Raw genomic sequence first — 22,801 nt, forward strand, 5'->3', positions numbered from 1 at the left:
TCCTGGCCGGGCCGGATAGGCTTTCGGCCGATGGACACCGACGCACAGCTTTCGGAGCGCGACCACTCTCCAGAACCCGTCAAGGGGGAGGAGCAGGGGTCGCGCTCCGCGCGTATTTCCGGGGCCTCCCCGGACGAGCCCGTTTCCGGGGCCTCCCCGGACGAGCCCGTTTCCGGGGCCTCCCCGGACGAACCCGCCGAGCGGGCGGACGAGCGCTCCGGGCGCCCCTCCCTCGCCACCGTGGGGCAGTGGCTGACCGGCGGCGGACCGCTGCGCCGCGCCGGGCTGCTGCTGACCGCCTGCATGATCTTCCTGCTCCTGGTCAGCAGCTATCTCGTGCAGCCCTTCCTGATCCCCTCCAGTTCGATGGAGAACACCTTCCAGGTCGGTGACCGGGTGCTGGTCAACAAGCTCGCCTACCGCTTCGGCGGCGAGCCGCGCCGCGGTGACGTGGTGGTCTTCGACGGCACCGACTCCTTCGTCCAGGGCAGACCGGCCGAGAACCCGGTGGCGGCGCTGGTGCGCGAGGGAGCCTCGGCCGTCGGACTGATGCGGCCGGCGGAGACGGACTACATCAAGCGGGTCGTCGGCACCGGTGGCGACCGGGTCCGCTGCTGCGACCGGCGCGGCAGGCTCGAGGTGAACGGCCGGCCGGTGATCGAGGACTATCTCCACCCGGGCGACGCGCCCTCCGAGGTGGCGTTCGACATCGTGGTGCCGGAGGGCAAGCTCTGGGTGATGGGTGATCACCGCAGTGACTCGCGTGACTCCCGTGACCACCTCGGCGAGCCCGGTGGCGGCACGGTCCCGGTGGACCGGGTCATCGGCCGGGCGGACTGGATCGGCTGGCCCTTCGGCCGGATGACGTCGGTGAAACGGCCCGACGCCTTCGCGCGCGTACCGGAGCCGGGGCAGGGCCGGCCGGGGCACGGCGGGAGCCCGCATGGGTAGCCGGGGGCGTACGGAGCCGGCGCCGGGCGGGCGGGCCGCACGGCGGAAGGCGGCGCGGCGGGTCAAGCGGCGGCGGCGCCGGTCGGCGGTCAAGGAGGTACCGATCCTCATAGCGGTGGCCCTGCTGATCGCGCTGGTGCTGAAGACCTTCCTGGTGCAGGCGTTCGTGATCCCGTCCGGCTCGATGGAGCAGACCATCCGGATCGGCGACCGGGTGCTGGTGGACAAGCTGACGCCGTGGTTCGGGTCGAAACCGGAGCGCGGCGACGTCGTGGTCTTCAAGGACCCGGGCGGCTGGCTCGACGGGGAGCCGAAGGCCGGGCCCGACCCGGTGGTCATCAAACAGGGAAAGCAGTTTCTGACGTTTATCGGCCTGCTGCCCTCCGCCGATGAACAGGATTTGATTAAGCGGGTCGTCGGGATCGGCGGCGATACCGTCAAGTGCTGTGACAAGGACGGCCGCGTCACGGTCAACGGAACGCCGCTCATCGAGCCGTACCTCAACCCGGGGGATGTTCCCTCGCAGTTGAAATTCGAGGTGAAGGTGGCGCCCGGCCGGATCTTCGTGATGGGTGATCACCGCTCGGATTCAGCCGATTCCCGCTATCACCTGGACGAACCCGGGAACGGCACGATCGCCGAGGACATGGTGGTGGGGCGCGCCACGGTCATTGCCTGGCCGTTCGGCCACTGGCGGCGGCTGGCGGAACCGAACACCTTCGCATCGGTCGGGGACGCGCCGGGGACGAGGACATCGGCGCGCGGTTCGCCGAATAGTGTGTCTCCCATGGATCGGCAAGGAATGATCCAGCTCCCGACCCCTGCGGAACTCCCGCTCGTTATGGGAGTGGTGGGCCTGCGTCGTATGCACGACAGGCGGCAGCGCGGAGTGAGGAGTGGATGTGGGGGATTTGGCGGTAGGCGCCCGTTCCGGTCATGGCGAGCCGGAAAAGCGGCCCGGGGAAGCTGAGCAGTCGCCCTCGGGCGAGGCGCCGGAGGTGGCCGTGTCCCAGGCGTCCCAGCCAACCCCGGCGCCCCAGCCTTCGCGGGCGCCTCAGTCTTCGCAGGAATTGACGGGTGGACCGGTGGGTGGACCGACAGACGGATCGCCGGCGGACTCCGGCGATGTGACGCCTGAGAGCGACGCACAACAGGACGGACAGCGGGACGGACGGCGGGCGGCCAAGAAGCAACGATCCTTCTGGAAGGAACTGCCGATCCTCATCGGCATCGCCCTGCTGCTCGCGCTGCTCATCAAGACCTTCCTGGTCCAGGCGTTCTCCATCCCCTCCGACTCGATGCAGGACACCCTGCAGCGGGGCGACCGGGTGCTGGTGGACAAGCTGACGCCGTGGTTCGGGTCCAAACCCGAGCGTGGCGAGGTGGTGGTCTTCCACGATCCGGGCGGCTGGCTCGACGAGACGACGACGGCGGACCCGGGTCCGGTCGCGGGCGGCATCCAGAAGGTCCTGAGCTTCATCGGCCTGATGCCCTCCGCCGAGGAGAAGGACCTGATCAAGCGGGTCATCGCGGTCGGCGGGGACACCGTCGAGTGCAAGGGCAACAACGACCCGGTGACGGTCAACGGCAAGGCCCTCAAGGAGCCGTACATCTTCCCGGGCAACACCCCCTGCGGTGACAAGCCCTTCGGCCCGATCAAGGTCCCCGAGGGCCGGCTCTGGGTGATGGGCGACCACCGCCAGAACTCCCTGGACTCCCGCTACCACCAGGAACTGGACAAGTTCCAGGGCACGGTCTCGGAGGACGAGGTCGTCGGGCGCGCGATCGTCATCGCCTGGCCGATCAACCGCTGGTCCACCCTGCCCGTCCCGGACACCTTCGACCAGAAGGGGCTCGGCGCGGCCGTCGCGCCGCCGGCCCTCGGGCTCGCGGGCGCCGTGCCGCTGGTGCTCTGGCGCCGCGGCCGGATCGCCAGGAAGGCCGTGCCGAAGGGCTGACCCGCGTCCGTACCGCCGGGTAGTGTGCGATTCCATGCCCCCGGGCATGGAATCCGATCTTCTAGGCGGGCGGGGCACGGGATGAGCGTGGTGACGCGGACGACCGACGGCCACGGCCGCGCGGGCAGGACACTGTCCGGGCTGGCCGTGGCCGTCGGTCTGTTGCTCTTCCTCGGCGGGTTCGTGTGGGGAGCCGTCCTCTACCGCCCCTACACCGTGCCCACCCATTCGATGTCGCCCACCATCGGGATCGGCGACCGGGTCCTCGCCCAGCGGATCGACGGCGACGACGTGCGGCGCGGGGACGTCGTCGTTTTCGAGGACCGGCTCTGGGCCGACCAGCCCATGGTCAAGCGGGTCGTCGGGGTCGGCGGTGACAAGGTCGCCTGCTGCGACCGGCAGGGGCGGATGACGATCAACGGTGAGCCGCTCGTTGAGCCCTATGTGCCGGGGGCCGGGCCGGCCTCGCCGACCGGCTTCTCCGCCACCGTGCCCGACGGACAGCTCTTCCTCCTCGGCGACCACCGCGCCGACTCCCTGGACTCCCGTACCCACCTGACCGACGCCGGCCGGGGGTCGGTGCCGCGCACGGCGGTCAAGGCGCGGGTGGACGCCACCGCCTGGCCCATGGCCGGCTGGGGCATGATCGACCGGCCCGCCGCCTTCGCCGCGCTGCCGGGCGGCACCTCGGAGCCCGGACCGCTGCCGCTGGTGGTGACCTCGGTCGTCGTCGGGGCCGTGCTTATCCTGGGCGGTGCGGCGTACGGGCCCCTCGCACGCCGGCTGAACAGGAACGGCAGGACGATGGCGGTATCGCATGGCTGACGGCACGCGCAGGGCGGCGCGCGTCATCCTGCTCGATGCGCGGGACCGCGTCCTGCTGATGAACGGCTTCGAGCCGGCCGACCCCACGAGCACCTGGTGGTTCACCCCGGGCGGCGGGCTGGAGGGCGACGAGACCTGGGAGCAGGCGGCGCGCCGGGAGCTGGCCGAGGAGACCGGGATCACAGAGATCGAGCTGGGCCCGGTGCTCTGGCGCCGGTTCTGCTCCTTCCCCTTCGACGGGCGGCGCTGGGACCAGGAAGAGCAGTACTTCCTGGCCCGCACCGAGCAGGCGGGTCTGTGGACGGGCGGCGGGACCGAACTGGAGCGCCGCAGTGTCACGGGCCTGCGGTGGTGGACCTGCGAGGAACTCCTCGCGGCCCGTGAGACGGTGTATCCGACCAGGCTCGGCGAGCTGCTGCGTACGCTGCTCGACGAGGGACCCCCGAGTACGCCGGTGCTCCTGGAGACTGAGCGCGCCTGACGCACAATGGGGGGACGCACGGCTGAAGGGGAACATGCCATGAGCGCCGAGGACCTCGAGAAGTACGAGACCGAGATGGAGCTGAAGCTCTACCGGGAGTACCGCGATGTCGTCGGTCTGTTCAAATACGTGATCGAGACCGAGCGCCGGTTCTATCTCACGAACGACTACGAGATGCAGGTCCACTCCGTGCAGGGCGAGGTCTTCTTCGAGGTCTCGATGGCCGACGCGTGGGTGTGGGACATGTACCGCCCGGCCCGGTTCGTGAAGCAGGTGCGCGTCCTCACGTTCAAGGACGTGAACATCGAGGAGCTGAACAAGAGCGATCTCGATCTTCCGGGCGGCTGATGCCTCCCGCTGGGCCGCCTCGGGGCGACAGCCCTTCCGGGTGACGGGGTTTTCCACAACCACCGGGTTATCCACCAAGATCCAATAGTTGGGGGCGGGCGCGGCACAGTCGGTGCCGGAGGTGGTGCCCGTGAACGCCCGAGGAGCACTCGGCCGCTACGGCGAGAATCTGGCGGCCCGGCGGCTGACCGAGGCCGGGATCGTCATCCTGGAGCGCAATTGGAGATGCCGGGCCGGCGAGATCGACGTCGTCGCCCTGGATGCCGACGCGCTGGTCGTGTGCGAGGTGAAGACCCGCCGCACGGGGGCCTATGAACACCCGATGGCCGCCGTCACCCCGGTGAAGGCCGAGCGGCTGCGGCGGCTCGCCGAGTGCTGGCTGGAGCGGCACGGCGGACCGCCGCCGGGCGGGGTGCGGATCGATCTGGTGGGGGTGGTCGTCCCCGACCGGGGCGCCCCCGTCGTCGAGCACGTCAAGGGGGTGGCCTGATGGGTTTCGCCCGTACCTGCTCGGTGGCCCTCGTCGGTGTCGAAGGGGTCGTGGTGGAGGTCCAGGCCGACCTGGAGCCGGGCGTCGCGGCCTTCACCCTCGTCGGCCTCCCCGACAAGAGCCTGGTCGAGAGCCGGGACCGGGTCCGCGCCGCGGTCGTGAACTCCGGGGCGGAGTGGCCGCAGAAGAAACTGACGGTGGGTCTGAGCCCGGCCTCGGTCCCCAAGGGCGGCAGCGGCTTCGACCTGGCGGTGGCCTGCGCGGTGCTGGGGGCCGCCGAGCGCATCGACCCGCGCGAGATCGCCGACCTGATGATGATCGGTGAGCTGGGCCTCGACGGCCGGGTCCGCCCGGTGCGCGGCATTCTCCCCGCGGTCCTCGCCGCCGCCGAGGCCGGTTACCGCCAGGTCGTCGTCCCCGAACGCACGACGGCCGAAGCCGCCTTGGTGCCCGGCGTCTCGGTACTCGGCGTCCGCAGCCTGCGTCAGCTGATCGCGGTCCTGACGGACGAGCCGGTGCCCGAGGAGGAGGACCGGCCGCGCGAAGGCAGCCCCGACCCGATGCTGGCGGGACTGTCGGTGCCGGGGGTGGGGATCGGGGCGGGCGCCCTCCTCGGCGAGCGCCGGCCGGACCTCGCCGAGGTCGCAGGCCAGAGCAGAGCGCGCCGGGCGCTGGAAGTCGCCGCGGCCGGGCGTCACCACCTCTACTTCCAGGGCCCGCCGGGCGCCGGCAAGACCATGCTCGCGGAGCGGCTGCCCGGTCTGCTGCCGCCGCTCACCCCGCAGGAATCCCTGGAGGTCACCGCGGTCCACTCGGTGGCCGGGGTACTGCCCGCCGGTCAGCCCCTCGTCGAGCGGGCACCGTACTGCGCGCCCCACCACTCCGCGTCCATGGCCTCGCTCGTCGGCGGCGGTTCGGGGATGCCCCGGCCCGGGGCGGTGTCCTTGGCGCACCGAGGCGTGTTGTTCATGGACGAGGCCCCGGAGTTCTCGGGGCGGGTGCTCGATGCCCTTCGGCAGCCACTGGAGTCGGGCCACGTGATCGTGGCCCGTTCCGCGGGGGTGATGCGACTGCCCGCCCGCTTCCTTCTCGCCCTGGCCGCCAATCCCTGCCCGTGCGGGCGGCACGGGCTGACCGGTGAGGGCTGCGACTGTGCCCCACAGGCGGTCAGACGGTACCGGTCACGCCTGTCCGGCCCGCTCATGGACCGCGTCGATCTGCGGGTCACGGTCGAACCGGTGACCCGGTCCGAGCTCGTCGGTCTGGGTGCGGGGCACGGGGCGGAGTCGACCGCCGATGTCGCCGCGCGCGTTCGCACCGCCCGGGACCGGGCCCTCTTCCGGTACGCGGAGACGCCCTGGCGCACCAACAGCGAGGTGCCCGGACACGAACTGCGGACCCGCTGGCGTGCCGCCCCGGAAGCCCTGGCCGAGGCCGAACGGGACATGGAGCGAGGGCTGCTGACGGCGCGTGGCCTCGACCGGGTCCTGAGGGTGGCCTGGACGCTGGCGGACCTCGCGGGCCACGACCGCCCCGACGCGGCCGACGTGAACCACGCGCTCGAACTGCGCACGGGCTTTCAACGCGGCCCCGCCCTGACCGGAGCCCCGGCATGACGCCCTATGTCCCGGACTTCATCCCCGGCTGCACGCCGGATGCCACCGCGGATCCTGCTGCGCATCCCGCTCCGGATTCCGCCGCGGATCCCGCTCGGGGCTCCGTTCCCGACGGCGAACGGCTCGCCAGGGCCGCGTTGACGAGACTGACCGAGCCGGGGGACGAGACCGTGGGGCGGTGGGTGCGGGAGCTGGGGGCCGCCGCCCTGGTCCGGGGGCTGACGGGCGCGGGCCCGCCGCCGAAGGGGGCGCGCGAGGAGCGACTGGCGGGGTGCCGGGCCCGTGCCACCCTCCTCGACCCGGCGGGCGACCTCGACGCCGTGGCCCGGCTGGGCGGCCGCTTCCTGTGCCCCGGCGACCGGGAATGGCCCGGGCAGCTCGACGACCTGGGAGATGCCCGCCCCCTCGGCCTATGGGTGCGTGGCCGTGCGAACGTTCGACTGTGGGCGCTGCGCTCCGTCGCCGTGGTCGGCGCCCGCGCCTGTACCGATTACGGATCGCATGTGGCGGCCTCCTTCGGGGCGGGGCTGGCCGAGCGCGGCTGGGTGGTGGTCTCGGGCGCCGCCTACGGGGTCGACGGTGCGGCCCACCGCGGGGCGCTCGCCGCGGGCGGGGCGACGGTGGCCGTGCTGGCCTCGGGGGTGGATGTGCCCTATCCGCGCGGACACACCGAGTTGATCGACCGGATCGCGGAACAGGGTCTCGTCCTGGCCGAGTTGCCACCCGGCGGTCATCCCACCCGCAGCCGGTTCGTCCTGCGCAACCGCGTCATCGCCGCGTTGACGCGCGGGACGCTGGTGGTGGAGGCCGAATACCGCAGCGGATCCCTCGTCACGGCGCGCCGGGCACGGCGCCTCGGCCGCCAGACCATGGGCGTTCCCGGCCCGGTCACTTCCGGACTGTCGGCCGGCGTGCACGAACTGCTGCGCGAGGAGGCGAGCCTGGTGACCGATGCCGACGAGGTCGCCGAGCTGGTCGGCCGCATCGGCGAGCTGGCGCCCGAGCGGCGCGGGCCGATCGTGGCCCGGGACCTGCTGGAACCCACGGCGGCCGGAGTACTGGAGGCCCTGCCCGGACGGGGCGGCGGGCGACTGGACGACATCGCCCGGGACGCCGCCCTGAGCCGGGACCGGACGCTCGCCGGCCTCTACGAACTCCAGGCCCTGGGCTTCGTCGAACGACGTGGTGACCTCTGGCAGTTGGCCGGCCCGCCGTCAACATCCGGCACCCCCAAGCCCCCCGGACGACGCCCGACCGTGCGGCGAGGCGGTACTTGACCTGGGGCGATCGGGTGAAAGGGTTAAGGCGATGACCGAGGCAGCCGATGCGGCGAGCTCTGTACGGCCGCCGCACCACGGTGCGGACGCCATGCCGGGGCGCGGGCGGCGGAGCATATCCGCGCATCACCGAAGGAGTTCTCTTCGCTCACCGCGACGCCTCAGTCACGCTACGCTCACGGGAATTCCGCCATTCGTACCCCTCGATCCACGTCACACCAGAACGGCTCAAGACGACGAATGCCCCAGCACACCTCCGGGTCCGACCGCGCGGCTGCGCCGCCCGCAGCTCGCGGCGCCGCGCGCCCTCCCGCGCCCTCGACGCTCGACGAGCTGTGGCGGTCGTACAAGGCCTCGGGCGACGAACGGCTGCGGGAGCAGTTGATCCTGCACTACTCGCCGCTGGTGAAATACGTGGCGGGCCGGGTCAGCGTCGGACTGCCGCCCAATGTGGAGCAGGCCGACTTCGTCTCCTCCGGGATCTTCGGGCTGATCGACGCCATCGAGAAATTCGACCCCGCGCGGGCCATCAAGTTCGAGACCTACGCCATCACCCGGATCCGGGGAGCGATGATCGACGAACTGCGCGCGCTGGACTGGATCCCGCGCTCTGTCCGGCAGAAGGCGCGTGCCGTCGAGCGCGCCTACGCCACGCTGGAGGCCGAGCTGCGCCGCACGCCCACCGAGGCGGAGGTCGCCGCGGAGATGGGCATCGCGCTGGAGGAACTGCACAGCGTTTTCAGCCAGTTGTCCCTGGCCAACGTGGTGGCGCTGGAAGACCTGCTGCACGCCGGCGACGAGGGCGGCGAGCGGCTCAGCCTCATGGACACGCTGGAGGACACCGCCGCCGACGACCCGGTCGAGGTGGCCGAGGACCACGAGCTGCGCCGACTGCTGGCCCGCGCCATCAACACCCTCCCGGAGCGCGAGAAGACCGTCGTCACCCTGTACTACTACGAGGGCCTCACGCTGGCCGAGATCGGCCAGGTGCTCGGTGTCACCGAGAGCCGGGTCAGTCAGATCCACACCAAGTCGGTGCTCCAGCTGCGGGCCAAGCTGGCGGATGTCGGACGCTGAATCGTCCCTCCAGCGTCGTCCTCGACGGGGTGGGTCCGTAGAGTGGACGCGTGCCCAGGATTCGAGCGGCCTCCGTGGCCGAGCACCGGACGATGCAGCGCGGCGCCCTGCTGGACGCCGCCCGCTCCCTGCTGTCCGAAGGCGGTACGGAGGCGCTGACCTTTCCCGCCCTCGCCGAGCGCACCGGACTCGCGCGGTCCTCGGTCTATGAGTACTTCCGCTCGCGGGCGGCGGTGGTCGAGGAGCTGTGCGCCGTCGACTTCCCCGTCTGGGCGGCGGAGGTCGAAGCCGCGATGGACCGGGCGGACACGCCCGAGGCGAAGATCGAAGCGTATGTGCGACAGCAGCTCGCGCTCGTCGGCGACCGCCGTCACCGGGCCGTGGTCGCGATCTCGGCGGGTGAGCTGGACGCGGGCGCCCGGGAGAAGATCCGCGCCGCACACGGCGGGCTGATCGCCATGGTCGTCGAGGCCCTCATGAGCCTCGGCCACGAGCAGCCCCGGCTGGCCGCCATGCTCCTCCAGGGCGTCGTGGACGCCGCCGTACGCCGGATCGAGCTGGGCGCCGCCGAGGAGCCGCACCGGATCACCGAAGCAGCGGTCTCCATGGCCCTGCGCGGCGTCCGGGGCTGAGCCCTCCTCCTGGCCCTCCCTTGCTGGGCCGCCTTGGCCTCTTTCTCACGGAGGAAGCAGCGGGATGGCGCCGGTCAGCGGGAGCAGACGGGACGGGGCGCGGCGGAGCATGTGCGGCGGCAACAGGCTCAGCGGGTCGAGATAGGCCTCACCGCGCCGCAGCCCCCAGTGCAGACAGCCTGCCGGGACGGGGACGCCTCCCACGCCGTTGCGGCAGTGGGAGAAGAGCGGTCCGCCCGCCAGGACGCCGATCACCTCTCCCGCCGCCACCCGGTCGCCCACGCGCGCCGTCGCCCGTACCGGCTCGTACGTCGTGCGCAGCGGCGGATCGCCGGTGCCGGACAGCTCCACCACCAGCACCGGGCGTCCCGCGACCGGGCCGGCGAAGGTGATCGTGCCCGGCGCCGCGGCCCGCACCGGCTGCCCGGGGCCGGCGGCGAGGTCCACCCCGCGGTGGCCTGCCTTCCACGGCTCCGGAGGCGGGTCCCAGCCCCGCACGACCAGGGGCCGCGCCCCGCGCGCCCCGCCGACCGGCCAGGCCCGGTCGCCGGACGGTTGCCCAGGGTCGGCGGCGGGCGCGGCAGCCCGGCCCGGGGGAGGCCGGTCCGCGGTCGGATACGCAGCCGAAGCCGCGGTCGGATACGCAGCCGAAGCCGTGGCCGAAGCCGTGGCGCACAGGATGATGGCCGGCAGCGCCCAGAGGGCGAGGGCTCGCACGGCCGAGCCGAGTCGTCGCATGCCGTCACCGTCCCGCACTGCGCCGTCCGGTGGGGATCTTGACCCGGATCTGTGGACTACTCGCGGGTTGTGGACATCGCCGTCACCCGGGCCTTCACGGGTCCCGTACACTTCTCATGGCGATCCGGGTCACCGGATCGACTTCGCACGCCCCGCCACTGGCGCGTCAGTCCCTTTCGGGCAGCACGGTGGCCGTGTCTCTCGGTCCGTGGAACGGCTTCTCGCAAGAGTTCCCTCCGCGGCAGGCACGCCGGGGCGTCAGGAGCGGCGGCCGCCCGGCCGCCGTGGAACCGAGCAATACGAGGAGCGCGGCCATGGCCGTCGTCACGATGCGGGAGCTGCTGGAGAGCGGCGTCCACTTCGGTCACCAGACCCGTCGTTGGAACCCGAAGATGAAGCGTTTCATCTTCACGGAGCGCAACGGCATCTACATCATCGACCTGCTCCAGTCGCTGTCGTACATCGACCGCGCCTACGAGTTCGTCAAGGAGACCGTCGCGCACGGCGGCTCCATCATGTTCGTCGGTACGAAGAAGCAGGCCCAGGAGGCCATCGCCGAGCAGGCGACCCGTGTCGGGATGCCGTACGTCAACCAGCGCTGGCTGGGCGGCATGCTCACCAACTTCTCGACCGTCTACAAGCGCCTGCAGCGCCTGAAGGAGCTCGAGCTCATCGACTTCGAGGATGTGGCCGCGTCCGGCCTCACCAAGAAGGAGCTGCTCGTCCTCTCCCGCGAGAAGACCAAGCTCGAGAAGACCCTCGGCGGTATCCGCGAGATGCAGAAGGTGCCCAGCGCCGTCTGGATCGTGGACACCAAGAAGGAGCACATCGCCGTCGGTGAGGCGCGCAAGCTCCGCATCCCGGTCGTCGCGATCCTCGACACCAACTGCGACCCCGACGAGGTCGACTACAAGATCCCGGGTAACGACGACGCGATCCGTTCCGTCACGCTGCTCACCCGCGTGATCGCCGACGCCGTCGCCGAGGGCCTCATCGCCCGTTCCGGTGCCGCCACCGGTGACGCCAAGGCCGACAAGGCCGCCGGCGAGCCGCTGGCCGAGTGGGAGCGCGACCTGCTCGAGGGCGACAAGAAGTCCGACGAGGCCGAGAAGCCGGCCGAGGCTGCTGCCGAGGCCCCCGCCGAGGCCGCTGCCGAGACCCCCGAGGCCCCGGCCGCGGACGCCGAGCAGGCCTGACCACTCAGTCGCGGTAGATGACGGGGTCGGCGCGAGACGCGCCGCCCCCGTCGTGCACCGTAGTCACAACGACTTTCGAGAAGAGATTCACGAAAATGGCGAACTTCACCGCCGCTGACGTCAAGAAGCTCCGTGAGCTCACCGGCGCCGGCATGATGGACTGCAAGAAGGCGCTGGACGAGGCCGAGGGCAACGTCGAGAAGGCCGTCGAGATCGTTCGCGTCAAGGGCCTGAAGGGCGTGGCCAAGCGCGAGAGCCGCACCACCTCCAACGGTGCCGTCGTCTCCGTCATCGCCGACGACAACACCTCCGGTGTGATCGTCGAGCTGAAGTGCGAGACCGACTTCGTCGCCAAGGGTGACAAGTTCGTCACCGTCGCCGACGCGCTCGCCGCCCACGTCGCCAAGACGGCCCCGGCCGACATCGAGGCGCTCATGGCGTCCGAGATCGAGTCCGGCAAGACCGTCCAGGCGTTCGTGGACGAGGCCAACGCCACTCTCGGCGAGAAGATCGTCGTCGACCGCTTCGCGCAGTTCGCCGACGGCTTCGTCTTCGCGTACATGCACCGCACGGCCGCGGACCTGCCGCCGCAGGTCGGTGTCCTCGTCGAGCTCGACAAGGAGAACGCCGAGGTCGCCAAGGACGTCGCGCAGCACATCGCCGCCTTCGCGCCGAAGTTCCTCTCCCGCGAGGAGATCCCGGCCGACGTCGTCGACAACGAGCGCCGCGTCGCCGAGGCCACCGCTCGCGAGGAGGGCAAGCCCGAGGCTGCCCTGCCGAAGATCGTCGAGGGTCGCGTCACCGGCTTCTTCAAGGAGAGCGTGCTGCTGGACCAGCCGTTCGCCAAGGACAACAAGAAGACCGTCCAGAAGATCCTGGACGAGGCCGGTGTCACGCTGAAGCGCTTCTCGCGCATCCGCGTCGGCGCCTGAGCCGTCAGCAGGACGCGAATGACCTGCGACCCGCTAGGGTCGTACGCAGCCGCCCGTCCACCGGCCGGCCGCTGATGTGACGAGGAGGCCATTGCCGTACAGGGATCTGATAAGGACCCATCCGGCAATGGCCTTCTTCGTATGTGCACGAGGAGATCTCCAATGAATCAGGGTGCGGACGCCCCACAGGCCGCCGACGACGAGAGCACCGACCACGGCAAGCGCCGTCGGTTCATGCTGAAACTGTCCGGCGAGGCCTTCGCCGGCGGCGGAGGGCTCGGCGTCGACCCCGATGTCGTGCACGCCATCGCCCGGGAGATCGCGGCGGTCGTCCGCGAGGGCTACGAGATCGCCGTCGTCATCGGCGGCGGCAACTTCTTCCGCGGCGCCGAGCTGCAGCAGCGCGGCATGGACCGGGCCCGCTCGGACTACATGGGCATGCTCGGCACGGTCATGAACTGCCTCGCCCTCCAGGACTTCCTGGTCAAGGAAGGCATCGAGACGCGGGTGCAGACCGGCATCACCATGGGCCAGGTCGCCGAGCCGTTCATCCCGCTGCGCGCCGTGCGCCACCTGGAGAAGGGCCGCGTCGTGATCTTCGGCGCCGGCATGGGCATGCCCTACTTCTCCACCGACACCACCGCCGCCCAGCGCGCCCTGGAGATCCACGCCGAGGCGATCCTGATGGGCAAGAACGGTGTCGACGGGGTCTACGACTCCGACCCGAAGAAGAACCCCGACGCGGTGAAGTTCGACGCCCTCGAATACGGCGAGGTCCTCTCCCGCGGCCTCAAGGTCGCCGACGCCACCGCCATCACCCTGTGCATGGACAACAAGCTGCCGATCCTCGTCTTCGAGCTGCTCGCCGAGGGCAACATCGGGCGTGCGGTCAAGGGTGAGAAGATCGGCACGCTGGTGAGCGACCAGAGCACGCGGGCCTGACGGGCTCGCACAACCGCCCGTACCGGCCAGGTGCCGGTCCGGGCGGCAACTCCGGGCCGCGGGAAGACCTCGGCACGGGGATGGACAACTGCCTGCCGGTCGGACACCGTGCAGGAGAAGACGCGCGCAGGGGCGAGGCTCTGCTTACTGATAACACCAGGAGCAAGTGGTGATCGAAGAGATCCTCCTCGAGGCCGAGGAGAAGATGGAGAAGGCCGTCGTGGTCGCCAAGGAGGACTTCGCGGCGATCCGCACCGGGCGTGCGCACCCGGCGATGTTCAACAAGATCGTGGCGGACTACTACGGTGCGCTGACGCCCATCAACCAGCTGGCGTCGTTCTCGGTTCCCGAGCCGCGCATGGCCGTGGTGACCCCGTTCGACAAGAGCGCGCTGCGCAACATCGAGCAGGCCATCCGCGACTCCGACCTGGGCGTCAACCCCAGCAACGACGGCAACATCATCCGGGTGACCTTCCCGGAGCTGACGCAGGAGCGCCGCAAGGAGTTCGTCAAGGTCGCCAAGACCAAGGCCGAGGACTCCAAGATCTCGATCCGCTCCATCCGCCGCAAGGCGAAGGAACTCCTCGACAAGCTCGTCAAGGACAAGGAGTCCGGCGAGGACGAGGTGCGCCGCGCGGAGAAGGAGCTCGACGACACCACCCAGAAGTACGTCGCTCAGGTGGACGAGCTGCTCAAGCACAAGGAATCCGAGCTCCTCGAGGTCTGATGAACGACGCATCCTGGGGGGCCCCGCCGCGCGTCGGCTCTTGGGGGTCCACCGACCAGGGACCCGCCGGTACGGCGGGTCCTGTGCACGAGGCGGGCTACGCGGCGCAGACTCGCCCCATGCCCATCGTGCCCGACGCAGGCGGAGACCAGGACGACCGTGATCAGGGGGCCGCTGACTTCGGCGGCCCCCTGTTCCGCGATGAACAGGAGCCCGACATCCGGCCGCAGGAGCCTGCTGCCCCCCAGACGGCGAACGCGGCGAAGAAAAGCGCCGGGCGTGATCTGCGGGCAGCGATAGGGGTGGGCATCGGCCTCGGGGCCGTCATCCTCGCCTCCCTGTTCATCTACAAGCCCGTCTTCCTCGGCGTCATCGTGGTGGCCGTGGTCGTCGGGCTGTGGGAGCTGACCTCCCGGCTGGCCGAGAAGAAGGCCATCCGGGCACCCCTGGTGCCGCTCGCGGTCGGCGGCGCCGCCATGGTCGTCGCCGGCTTCGTGAACGGCGCCGAAGGCGCGTGGGTGGCCATGGCCTTCACCGCGCTCGCGGTGCTCGTGTGGCGCATGACGGAGCCGCCCGAGGACTACCTCCGCGATGTCACGGCAGGCATCTTCGCGGCCTTCTACGTGCCCTTCCTCGCCACCTTCGTGGCGCTGATGCTGGCCGCGGACGACGGTGCCTGGCGGGTGCTGACCTTCCTGGTGCTCACCGTGGTCAGCGACACCGGTGCCTACGCGGTGGGCTGGCGGTTCGGCAAGAAGAAGCTCGCGCCGCGCATCAGCCCCGGCAAGACCCGCGAGGGGCTGCTCGGCGCGGTGGCGTTCGCCATGGTGGCGGGCGCGCTGTGCACGCACTTCCTGATCGACGGCGGAGCGTGGTGGCAGGGTCTGCTGCTGGGCCTCGCGGTCGCGGTCAGTGCCACGCTGGGCGATCTCGGCGAGTCGATGATCAAGCGGGACCTGGGCATCAAGGACATGGGCGCCCTGCTGCCGGGCCACGGCGGGATCATGGACCGGCTGGACTCGCTGCTGCCGACCGCCCCGGTGGTGTGGCTGCTGCTGGTCGTCTTCGTCGGCAGTACCTGAGCCGCGACAGGGGTCCTACCTGCGGTTTCTTCGGTGAGGGGCGCGTTGTCCACAGGGCGGCGGGCCCCTCTCCGTACGTCTGCGACACTGGTAGGACCATGCCTGCACCTGGAGAACTCACTTTCGTCGCGCCGCGTGGGGCCAAGAAGCCCCCGCGGCACCTTGCCGACCTCACCCCCGCCGAGCGCCGCGAGGCCGTCGCCGCGATCGGCGAGAAGCCGTTCCGCGCGAAGCAGCTGTCCCAGCACTACTTCGCCCGGTACGCGCACGACCCGGCGGCATGGACGGACATCCCGGCGGCGGCCCGCGAGAAGCTCGCGGCCGAGCTGCTGCCCGAGCTGATGAGCGTCGTCAGGCACATCTCGTGCGACAGCGACACCACCCGTAAGACCCTGTGGCGGCTGCACGACGGCACCCTGGTCGAGTCCGTGCTCATGCGGTACCCCGACCGGGTCACCATGTGCATCAGCTCCCAGGCCGGCTGCGGCATGAACTGCCCGTTCTGTGCCACCGGCCAGGCCGGGCTGGACCGCAATCTGTCGACCGCCGAGATCGTGCACCAGATCGTCGACGGCATGCGCGCCCTGCGCGACGGCGAGGTGCCCGGCGGCCCCGCGCGGCTGTCCAACATCGTCTTCATGGGCATGGGCGAGCCGCTCGCCAACTACAAGCGCGTCGTCGGCGCGATCCGCCGTCTCACCGACCCCGAACCGGACGGCCTCGGGCTCTCGCAGCGCGGCATCACCGTCTCCACCGTCGGCCTGGTGCCCGCGATGCTGCGCTTCGCCGACGAGGGCTTCAAGTGCCGTCTCGCGGTCTCCCTGCACGCGCCGGACGACGAGCTGCGCGACACCCTGGTGCCGGTCAACACCCGCTGGAAGGTCCGCGAGGTCCTCGACGCCGCCTGGGAGTACGCGGAGAAGTCCGGCCGCCGGATCTCCATCGAGTACGCCCTGATCCGGGACATCAACGACCAGGCCTGGCGTGGTGACCTGCTCGGCCGGCTCCTCAAGGGCAAGCGCGTGCACGTCAACCTCATCCCGCTCAACCCCACCCCGGGGTCGAAGTGGACCGCGTCCCGCCCGGAGGACGAGCGGGCGTTCGTCCAGGCGATCGCCGCGCACGGCGTGCCCGTCACCGTGCGTGACACGCGCGGCCAGGAGATCGACGGAGCGTGCGGTCAGCTCGCCGCCGCCGAGCGCTGATACTGTCCACTCGCCCAGGCGAAGAACTCGCACAAATGAACATCCGACAGGGGAGCGCGCAGAGCGCTGAGAGTGCGGCACAGGCCGCAGACCCTCGGACCTGATCCGGGTCATACCGGCGTAGGGAGTCAACCCACTCATGAACACCACCTTCCGGCGTGCCGTCGGCGCGGCCGTCGTCGCCGCGCTCGGCCTCCCCGTGCTGGCCGCCTGCGGCGGCTCGGACGACTCCGGCTCCGACTCGAAGACCGTCACGCTCGTCTCGCACGACTCCTTCGCCGCCTCCGACGCGGTGCTCAAGGAGTTCACGCGGACCACCGGGTACAAGGTCAAGGTGCTCAAGAGCGGGGACGCAGGGACGGCCGTCAACCAGGCCATCCTCTCCAAGAAGCACCCGCAGGGCGACGTCTTCTTCGGCGTCGACAACACCCTCCTGTCGCGGGCGCTCGAGAACGACCTGTTCACCCCGTACGAGGCCAAGGGCCTGGACCGGGTCCCCAAGGGCCTCCAGGCCGACGCCGCCGAGCACCGGGTCACGCCCATCGACTTCGGCGACATCTGCGTGAACTACGACCGCGCGTACTTCGCCGACCACAAGCTCAGCCCGCCGGCGTCCTTCGACGACCTGATCAAGCCGGAGTACAAGAACCTCCTGGTCACCGAGAACGCGGCGACCTCGTCCCCCGGTCTCGCCTTCCAGCTGGGCACCATCGCCAAGTACGGCGACGCCGGCTGGCAGGACTACTGGAAGAAGCTCAAGGCCAACGGCGTCGAGGTCGTGGACGGCTGGGAGCAGGCGTACAACGACCGCTTCTCCGGTTCCGCCGCGGGCAAGAAGGCCAAGGGCGACAAGCCGCTCGTCGTCTCCTACGCCTCCAGCCCGCCCGCCGAGGTGCTCGGTGTGAAGCCGCTGCCCAAGGAGGGGCCGACCGGCGTCGCGACGGGCACCTGCTTCCGGCAGACCGAGTTCGCCGGGCTGCTGAAGGGCGCGAAGAACACCAAGGGCGGCCAGGCCCTGATCGACTTCCTGCTGGGCAAGAAGTTCCAGGAGGACCTGCCGCTCCAGATGTTCGTCAACCCGGCGAACCAGGACGCCGCGCTGCCCGAGGAATTCACCAAGTTCGGTGCCAAGATCACCGACCCCGCGACCCTCGCCCCGGAGAAGATCGCCAAGAACCGCGACCAGTGGGTCAAGGCATGGTCCTCGCTCGTCCTGAAGTAGACGCCCCGGATCGACACGTCCCGAAGCGATCGAAGAGGCTCTCCCGGCAGACGGCGGTCCGGCTCGGCCTGATGACCCTGCCGGTCGCCTTCTTCGCGCTGTTCTTCGCCTACCCGGTCTCCGCCATCGTGGCCCGGGGGCTCAAGGACGGCGGCCAGTGGCAGTTCGCCCGCGTCGGGGAAGTGCTCGGCGACGAGCGGATCGGCCACGTCCTGTGGTTCACCACATGGCAGGCCCTCGCCTCCACGGCCCTGACCCTCGCCCTCGCTCTCCCCGGCGCCTATGTCTTCGCCCGCTTCGACTTCCCCGGCAAACAGCTGCTGCGGGCGGTGGTCACCGTCCCCTTCGTCCTGCCGACCGTCGTGGTCGGCTCGGCCTTCCTGGCGCTGCTCGGACGCGGCGGGCTGCTGGACGAGCTGTGGGGGATGCGCCTGGACACCACGGTCTGGGCGATCCTCCTGGCCCATGTGTTCTTCAACTACGCCGTCGTCGTCCGGACCGTCGGCGGACTCTGGGCACAGCTCGACCCCCGCCAGGAGGAGGCGGCCCGGGTGCTGGGCGCAGGGCGCTTCGCCGCCTGGCGCCGGGTGACGCTGCCGGCGCTCGCGCCCTCCGTGGCCGCCGCCGCACTCATGGTCTTCCTCTTCACCTTCACCTCCTTCGGCGTCGTGCAGATCCTCGGCGGCCCCCGCTACGCCACCCTGGAAGTGGAGATCTACCAGCAGACCGCACGGCTGCTCGACCTGCCGACGGCCGCTGTGCTCACCCTCGTGCAGTTCGTGGCCGTGGCCGTGCTGCTGGCGGTGCACGCCTGGACGGTGCGGCGGCGGGAATCCGCGCTGAAGCTGGTCGACGCCGCCCACACCTCCCGGCGCCCGCGGGGAGCCGCCCAGTGGGCGCTCCTGGCGTCCGTGCTGACCGTGGTGGCGCTGCTGATCCTGGTGCCGCTCGTCGTGCTCGTCCTGCGGTCCTTCGACGGACCCGACGGTTACGGCCTGGCCTTCTACCGCGCCCTGGCCTCCGCGGACGACAATGGCGGTACCTTCGTCGTCGCCCCGCTGGAAGCCATCGGGAACTCCCTGGCCTGCGCGCTGGCCGCGACCGGCATCGCCGTCGTCGTGGGAGGGCTCGCCGCCGCCGCGCTGACCCGGCGGGCGGGACGGCTCGTACGGGGCTTCGACGCGCTGCTCATGCTGCCGCTGGGCACCTCCGCGGTGACCGTCGGCTTCGGCTTCCTGATCACCCTGGACGAGCCGCCGCTGGATCTGCGCTCGTCCTGGATCCTGGTCCCGCTGGCCCAGGCCCTGGTGGGCGTGCCCTTCGTCGTCCGGATCATGCTGCCCGTGCTGCGCGCGGTGGACGCGCGGCTGCGCGAGGCGGCCGCGGTGCTCGGGGCGTCCCCGCTGCGCGCGTGGCGCGAAGTGGACCTGCCGCTGGTCGGGCGGGCCCTGGCGGTGGCGGCGGGGTTCGCGTTCGCCGTGTCGCTGGGCGAGTTCGGGGCGACCGTCTTCATCGCCCGCCCCGACAACCCCACCCTGCCGGTGGCCGTCGCCCGGCTGCTCGGCCGCCCCGGGGAACTGAACTACGGCCAGGCCATGGCCCTCAGCACGATCCTGATGCTGGTGTGCGCGGCGGCGCTGCTGGTACTGGAGCGTGTCCGCACCGACCGCTCGGGAGAGTTCTAGATGGACCGGCTGCGACAGGATCTGCTGCGCCTGGACGACGTCACGGTCCGCTTCGGCGGGCGTACGGCCCTGGACGCGGTGGACCTGAGGGTCGCCGAGCACGAGACGGTGTGCGTGCTCGGGCCGAGCGGCAGCGGGAAGTCCACGCTGCTGCGGGTCGTCGCGGGGCTCCAGCACGCGGACGCCGGGCGGGTCTTCCTCTCCGGCGCCGACCAGGGCGGGGTGCCCGTCCACCGGCGCGGAGTGGGCCTGATGTTCCAGGACCACCAGCTCTTCCCGCAGCGGGACGTCGGCGGCAACGTCGGCTTCGGGCTGCGGATGCGCAAGGTCGGGCGCGCGGAGGCGGAGCGCCGCGTCGCGGAGCTGCTCGACATGGTGGGCCTGCCGGGCGCGCAGCGGCGGTCCGTCGCGGCGCTGTCCGGCGGCGAGCAGCAGCGGGTGGCCCTGGCGAGGGCGCTCGCGCCGCGGCCACGGCTGCTGATGCTCGACGAGCCGCTCGGCCAGCTCGACCGGAGCCTGCGCGAGCGCCTCGTGGTGGAGCTGCGGCAGCTCTTCGGCCGGCTGGGCACCACGGTGCTGGCCGTCACCCACGACCAGGGGGAGGCCTTCGCGCTCGCCGACCGGGTGGTGGTGATGCGAGACGGGCGGATCGCCCAGGCCGGAACGCCACTGGAGGTGTGGCAGCGGCCGGCGTCGGAGTTCGTGGCCCGCTTCCTCGGCTTCGACAACGTGGTCGAGGCGACGGTCGCCGGTGAGCGCGCCGACACCGTGTGGGGGAGCGTGCCGGTGCCGGCGGGGACGCGGCAGGGCCCGTGCAGGCTGCTCGTACGCCCCGCCGGGGTGCGGCTGCTGCCCGCGGGGGAGGGGCTGCCGTGCACGGTCACCGGCCGGACGTTCCGTGGCGACCATGTCGTGGTGCTGCTGCGACCCCCGAACGGGCCGGAGCTGGAGGCGGCGTGCGAACTGCGGGGCGCCCCGGAGCCCGACGCCCGCGTCGGCGTCGGCTTCGACGTGCACGACGTGGTGGTGCTGGGCCCGGCCGAGGACGGCTCCGCCGTCTGAGCGCCGAACGGGGGAGCCCCCCGCACCGTCCTTGGGGACGGTGCGGGGGGCTCCCCCGTGAACTGAGGCCGGGCCTCAGCCCGTTTTCGTCGGGGTCGGTGTGAGATCCCGTGCCCCTGGTTCGGGCTCCGGCACCACCACACTCTCCGGTTCGCCGTACCAGGCGACCGCGACCGCGCCCGCCACGGCCAGCAGGAAGCCCGCGATGGCCATCCAGGCGAGGCCGTCACGGGAGGTGTCACCGAGCATCAGCACGCCGATGAGGCCGGGCAGGACGGTCTCACCGACGACGAGGGCGGCCGTGGCGCCGTTGACCGAGCCGATCTGCAGGGCGACCGTGTGCAGGTACATGCCGATGGTGCCCGATATGAGGATGGCGTAGAGCGCCGGGTCCGCGAGCAGCGTGGGCAGGTCGAACGGGTCGATGCCGTCGAGTATGCGCACGCCCACACCGATGGCGCCGAAGCCGAGTCCGGACAGCAGACCGGCGAGGATCGCGGACTTCGAGCCCAGCAGACGGACGGCGATCGTGCCGCCGATCATCAGCACCAGCGAGATGATCAGCAGCCACCAGTGGGTGGACCGCGCGGCATCGCCGTTGCCCTCGTGGCCCGCGGCGGTCGCCAGCAGGACCAGCGCCGAGCAGACGACACCGATCGACAGCCACTCCGGCTTGGTCAGCCGGATGCCCAGGAGCTTGATGCTCAGGACGGCGGTGACCACGAGGTTGGCGCTGATGACGGTCTGGGAGAGGAACAGCGGCAGCATACGAGCGGCCAGCGCGCCGAGTCCGAAACCGAGGAAGTCCAACACCGTACCGACCATGAACTCCCAGGTCACCGCAGCCTTGGCGGTGGAGGAGAGACTGGGACCGCCATGCTGGGTCGTACCCGTCGTGGAGGCCGCCGCGGCCTCCCGGCGGGCCGATTTGCGCGATCCCACGGCTTGCAGGACCGAGCCTGTGCCGTAACAGGCCGAGGCCGCGACAGCCGTCAGAAGGCCGATGATCACCAATAGCTCCGTTCGCCTGATAAACCGTCGTGCTCCTGAAGCAGACGCGCTTTTCGGCGCGGAAGTTGCTTTGGGTCAAGAAATAGTCAAGGAGTTGTTGTGCGCGGGGGCGTGGCGGGCCGCCGGTGGTCGCGCCCGCCGCTCACCGTGACCCCGCCGTGAGCCGGGCCAGCGCCGCCGGTGCCTCGTCGACCGAGTCGACCAGCGCGATGCGCCCGGCCATCGGACGCCCGGCCGCCAGCGCCTCCAGCAGGGGCCAGGTCGGCAGCTCGCGCGTCCAGTGCGCGCGGTTCACGAGCACCATCGGGGTCGGTTCGCCGCGCGACTGGTAGTAGTTGGGCGTCGCGTTGTCGAAGATCTCCTGCACGGTGCCCGCCGCGCCCGGCAGGAACACCACGCCGGCGTTGGCGCGGGCGAGCAGGCCGTCCTCGCGAGTGGCGTTCGCGAAGTACTTCGCGATGTGCGAGGCGAAGGCGTTCGGCGGCTCGTGTCCGTAGAACCAGGTGGGGATGCCCACCGAGGCCCCGCCGCCGGGGAAGGCCGCGCGCACGGCGAACGCACCGGCCGCCCACTTGGCGACCGAGGGCGTGAAGTGCGGGACACCGGCCAGCAGCGCCAGGGCCTCGTCCAGCATGGTGTCCGCGAGGGGCGCGGCGTACGCGCCGAGGTTCGCGGCCTCCATGGCGCCCGGCCCCCCGCCGGTGGCGACGGTCAGCCCCTCGCGCGCCAGCGCCCGGCCCAGCCGCGCCGCCCCGGCGTACCCGGCGGAACCGCGCTCCAGGGCGTGCCCGCCCATGACGCCCACCACGCGCCGGCCGGCCAGCAGCTCGTCCAGCGCGTCGGACACGGCGTCGTCGTGGATGCTCCGCAGCATGGAGGCGAATATGTCGCCGTCCGACTTGGTCCTCTCGAACCACGCGTACGCGAGGGCGTCCGGGGTGTTTCCGTAGCCCTTCTCCAGACCCTCGAACAGCTCCTCCGGGCGGTAGAGCGCGGCCCGGTAGGGGTTGAACGGCAGGAAGGGCACCGGCGGGAAGACCAGCGCACCCCCGGCCCGCACCTTCGCGGCCGCCTCGGGCTCCATCGGGCACCCGAGGAACACGGCCTCCATGGTGTCCGCGGCCGCCAGCTCGGCCGTACGGGCCGTCAGGTCGACGGACTGCACGCGGTATCCACCGAGCGAGCCGGAGGCGACGACCCGGTCGAACTCCTCCAGGCTCTCGATCTCGCGGTCGGACCCGAGGGGAGAACCAGGGGAGGGAACGGCGGGGGAACCAGCGGGAGAACCAGCGGGCAAAGGCGCATTCGGCTGCATCCGGCCATGCTAGGTCCTGGCCGTGGGCC

General features: G+C 71.2%; 23 protein-coding genes and 1 riboswitch. Of the genes, 20 read left to right on the forward strand and 3 right to left on the reverse strand.

What is annotated here, in order from left to right; all coding sequences use genetic code 11:
- Nucleotides 1-30: 30 nt before the first annotated feature.
- The 11 genes from lepB (JO379_RS24665) to JO379_RS24715 all read left to right on the forward strand — a co-directional run bounded on the left by lepB (JO379_RS24665) (nt 31) and on the right by JO379_RS24715 (nt 9,655).
- A complete protein-coding gene (gene lepB / locus JO379_RS24665) occupies nt 31-951 on the forward strand; it encodes a signal peptidase I (RefSeq protein ID WP_209517018.1) in 921 nt (306 codons plus the stop codon).
- On the forward strand, nt 944-1,921 hold the full coding sequence (gene lepB, locus JO379_RS24670) for a signal peptidase I (protein WP_130880141.1): 978 nt from the start codon (nt 944-946) through the stop codon (nt 1,919-1,921). Before lepB (JO379_RS24665) ends, lepB (JO379_RS24670) begins: the two co-directional genes overlap by 8 nt.
- Nucleotides 1,863-2,909: a signal peptidase I gene (gene lepB / locus JO379_RS24675; RefSeq protein WP_245382478.1), complete on the forward strand. Its 1,047-nt coding sequence runs from the start codon at nt 1,863-1,865 to the stop codon at nt 2,907-2,909. The genes lepB (JO379_RS24670) and lepB (JO379_RS24675) overlap by 59 nt, the downstream gene beginning before the upstream one ends.
- A gap of 81 nt (nt 2,910-2,990) precedes the next feature.
- Nucleotides 2,991-3,734, forward strand: coding sequence for a signal peptidase I (gene lepB / locus JO379_RS24680; RefSeq protein ID WP_209517022.1), 744 nt, complete (start codon nt 2,991-2,993; stop codon nt 3,732-3,734).
- A complete protein-coding gene (locus JO379_RS24685; RefSeq protein WP_130880144.1) occupies nt 3,727-4,215 on the forward strand; it encodes an NUDIX hydrolase in 489 nt (162 codons plus the stop codon). The genes lepB (JO379_RS24680) and JO379_RS24685 overlap by 8 nt, the downstream gene beginning before the upstream one ends.
- Nucleotides 4,216-4,254: 39 nt before the next feature.
- Nucleotides 4,255-4,563, forward strand: a complete 309-nt coding sequence (locus JO379_RS24690) for a DUF2469 domain-containing protein (protein WP_009714730.1) — start codon at nt 4,255-4,257, stop codon at nt 4,561-4,563.
- 130 nt (nt 4,564-4,693) lie between these two features.
- Nucleotides 4,694-5,053 (forward strand): YraN family protein, encoded by a 360-nt coding sequence (locus JO379_RS24695; RefSeq protein WP_130880145.1) that lies wholly within the window; start codon nt 4,694-4,696, stop codon nt 5,051-5,053.
- Nucleotides 5,053-6,669, forward strand: coding sequence for a YifB family Mg chelatase-like AAA ATPase (locus tag JO379_RS24700; protein WP_209517024.1), 1,617 nt, complete (start codon nt 5,053-5,055; stop codon nt 6,667-6,669). Before JO379_RS24695 ends, JO379_RS24700 begins: the two co-directional genes overlap by 1 nt.
- Nucleotides 6,666-7,946: a DNA-processing protein DprA gene (gene dprA, locus JO379_RS24705; RefSeq protein WP_130880147.1), complete on the forward strand. Its 1,281-nt coding sequence runs from the start codon at nt 6,666-6,668 to the stop codon at nt 7,944-7,946. The genes JO379_RS24700 and dprA overlap by 4 nt, the downstream gene beginning before the upstream one ends.
- Before the next feature lie 240 nt (nt 7,947-8,186).
- Entirely contained in the window at nt 8,187-9,023 is an 837-nt protein-coding gene (whiG, locus tag JO379_RS24710; RefSeq protein WP_130880148.1) for an RNA polymerase sigma factor WhiG, read from the forward strand.
- A 92-nt stretch (nt 9,024-9,115) separates the two neighbouring features.
- Nucleotides 9,116-9,655, forward strand: a complete 540-nt coding sequence (locus JO379_RS24715; protein WP_165451613.1) for a TetR/AcrR family transcriptional regulator — start codon at nt 9,116-9,118, stop codon at nt 9,653-9,655.
- Nucleotides 9,656-9,700: 45 nt separating this feature from the next.
- Here JO379_RS24715 and JO379_RS24720 read toward each other — a convergent pair whose 3' ends face one another.
- Nucleotides 9,701-10,393: a murein hydrolase activator EnvC family protein gene (locus JO379_RS24720; RefSeq protein ID WP_209517026.1), complete on the reverse strand. Its 693-nt coding sequence runs from the start codon at nt 10,391-10,393 to the stop codon at nt 9,701-9,703.
- Between the two features lie 314 nt (nt 10,394-10,707).
- Between JO379_RS24720 and rpsB the strand changes: the two genes are divergently transcribed.
- From rpsB to JO379_RS24765, 9 genes are all read left to right on the forward strand, one after another.
- Nucleotides 10,708-11,589 (forward strand): 30S ribosomal protein S2, encoded by an 882-nt coding sequence (gene rpsB / locus JO379_RS24725; RefSeq protein WP_130880150.1) that lies wholly within the window; start codon nt 10,708-10,710, stop codon nt 11,587-11,589.
- Nucleotides 11,590-11,684: 95 nt separating this feature from the next.
- Nucleotides 11,685-12,521: a translation elongation factor Ts gene (tsf, locus tag JO379_RS24730; RefSeq protein ID WP_130880151.1), complete on the forward strand. Its 837-nt coding sequence runs from the start codon at nt 11,685-11,687 to the stop codon at nt 12,519-12,521.
- 162 nt (nt 12,522-12,683) lie between these two features.
- Nucleotides 12,684-13,463 (forward strand): UMP kinase, encoded by a 780-nt coding sequence (gene pyrH / locus JO379_RS24735; protein WP_130880152.1) that lies wholly within the window; start codon nt 12,684-12,686, stop codon nt 13,461-13,463.
- Nucleotides 13,464-13,632: 169 nt separating this feature from the next.
- The gene (gene frr, locus JO379_RS24740) at nt 13,633-14,190 is read left to right on the forward strand and encodes a ribosome recycling factor (RefSeq protein ID WP_130880153.1); all 558 of its coding nucleotides are present in this window, start codon (nt 13,633-13,635) and stop codon (nt 14,188-14,190) included.
- On the forward strand, nt 14,190-15,272 hold the full coding sequence (locus tag JO379_RS24745; RefSeq protein ID WP_130880154.1) for a phosphatidate cytidylyltransferase: 1,083 nt from the start codon (nt 14,190-14,192) through the stop codon (nt 15,270-15,272). Before frr ends, JO379_RS24745 begins: the two co-directional genes overlap by 1 nt.
- Before the next feature lie 98 nt (nt 15,273-15,370).
- Nucleotides 15,371-16,477, forward strand: a complete 1,107-nt coding sequence (gene rlmN, locus JO379_RS24750; protein ID WP_130880155.1) for a dual-specificity RNA methyltransferase RlmN — start codon at nt 15,371-15,373, stop codon at nt 16,475-16,477.
- 38 nt (nt 16,478-16,515) lie between these two features.
- Nucleotides 16,516-16,621, forward strand: a riboswitch (TPP riboswitch).
- Nucleotides 16,617-17,699 (forward strand): thiamine ABC transporter substrate-binding protein, encoded by a 1,083-nt coding sequence (locus JO379_RS24755; protein ID WP_209517027.1) that lies wholly within the window; start codon nt 16,617-16,619, stop codon nt 17,697-17,699. (Overlaps the previous riboswitch by 5 nt.)
- A 71-nt stretch (nt 17,700-17,770) precedes the next feature.
- A complete protein-coding gene (locus JO379_RS24760) occupies nt 17,771-19,384 on the forward strand; it encodes an ABC transporter permease (protein ID WP_242626269.1) in 1,614 nt (537 codons plus the stop codon).
- Nucleotides 19,385-20,446 carry an ABC transporter ATP-binding protein gene (locus JO379_RS24765; protein ID WP_130880158.1) on the forward strand — a complete coding sequence of 354 codons (1,062 nt, stop codon included), beginning with the start codon at nt 19,385-19,387 and terminating at the stop codon, nt 20,444-20,446.
- Nucleotides 20,447-20,521: 75 nt separating this feature from the next.
- On the opposite strand, the gene JO379_RS24770 is transcribed toward JO379_RS24765, so the two are convergent.
- Entirely contained in the window at nt 20,522-21,457 is a 936-nt protein-coding gene (locus tag JO379_RS24770) for a DMT family transporter (protein WP_130880159.1), read from the reverse strand.
- Nucleotides 21,458-21,599: 142 nt separating this feature from the next.
- Entirely contained in the window at nt 21,600-22,772 is a 1,173-nt protein-coding gene (locus JO379_RS24775; protein WP_130880160.1) for an LOG family protein, read from the reverse strand.
- Nucleotides 22,773-22,801: the final 29 nt, after the last annotated feature.

The sequence above is a fragment of the Streptomyces syringium genome (assembly GCF_017876625.1).
GTDB lineage: Bacteria > Actinomycetota > Actinomycetes > Streptomycetales > Streptomycetaceae > Streptomyces > Streptomyces syringius.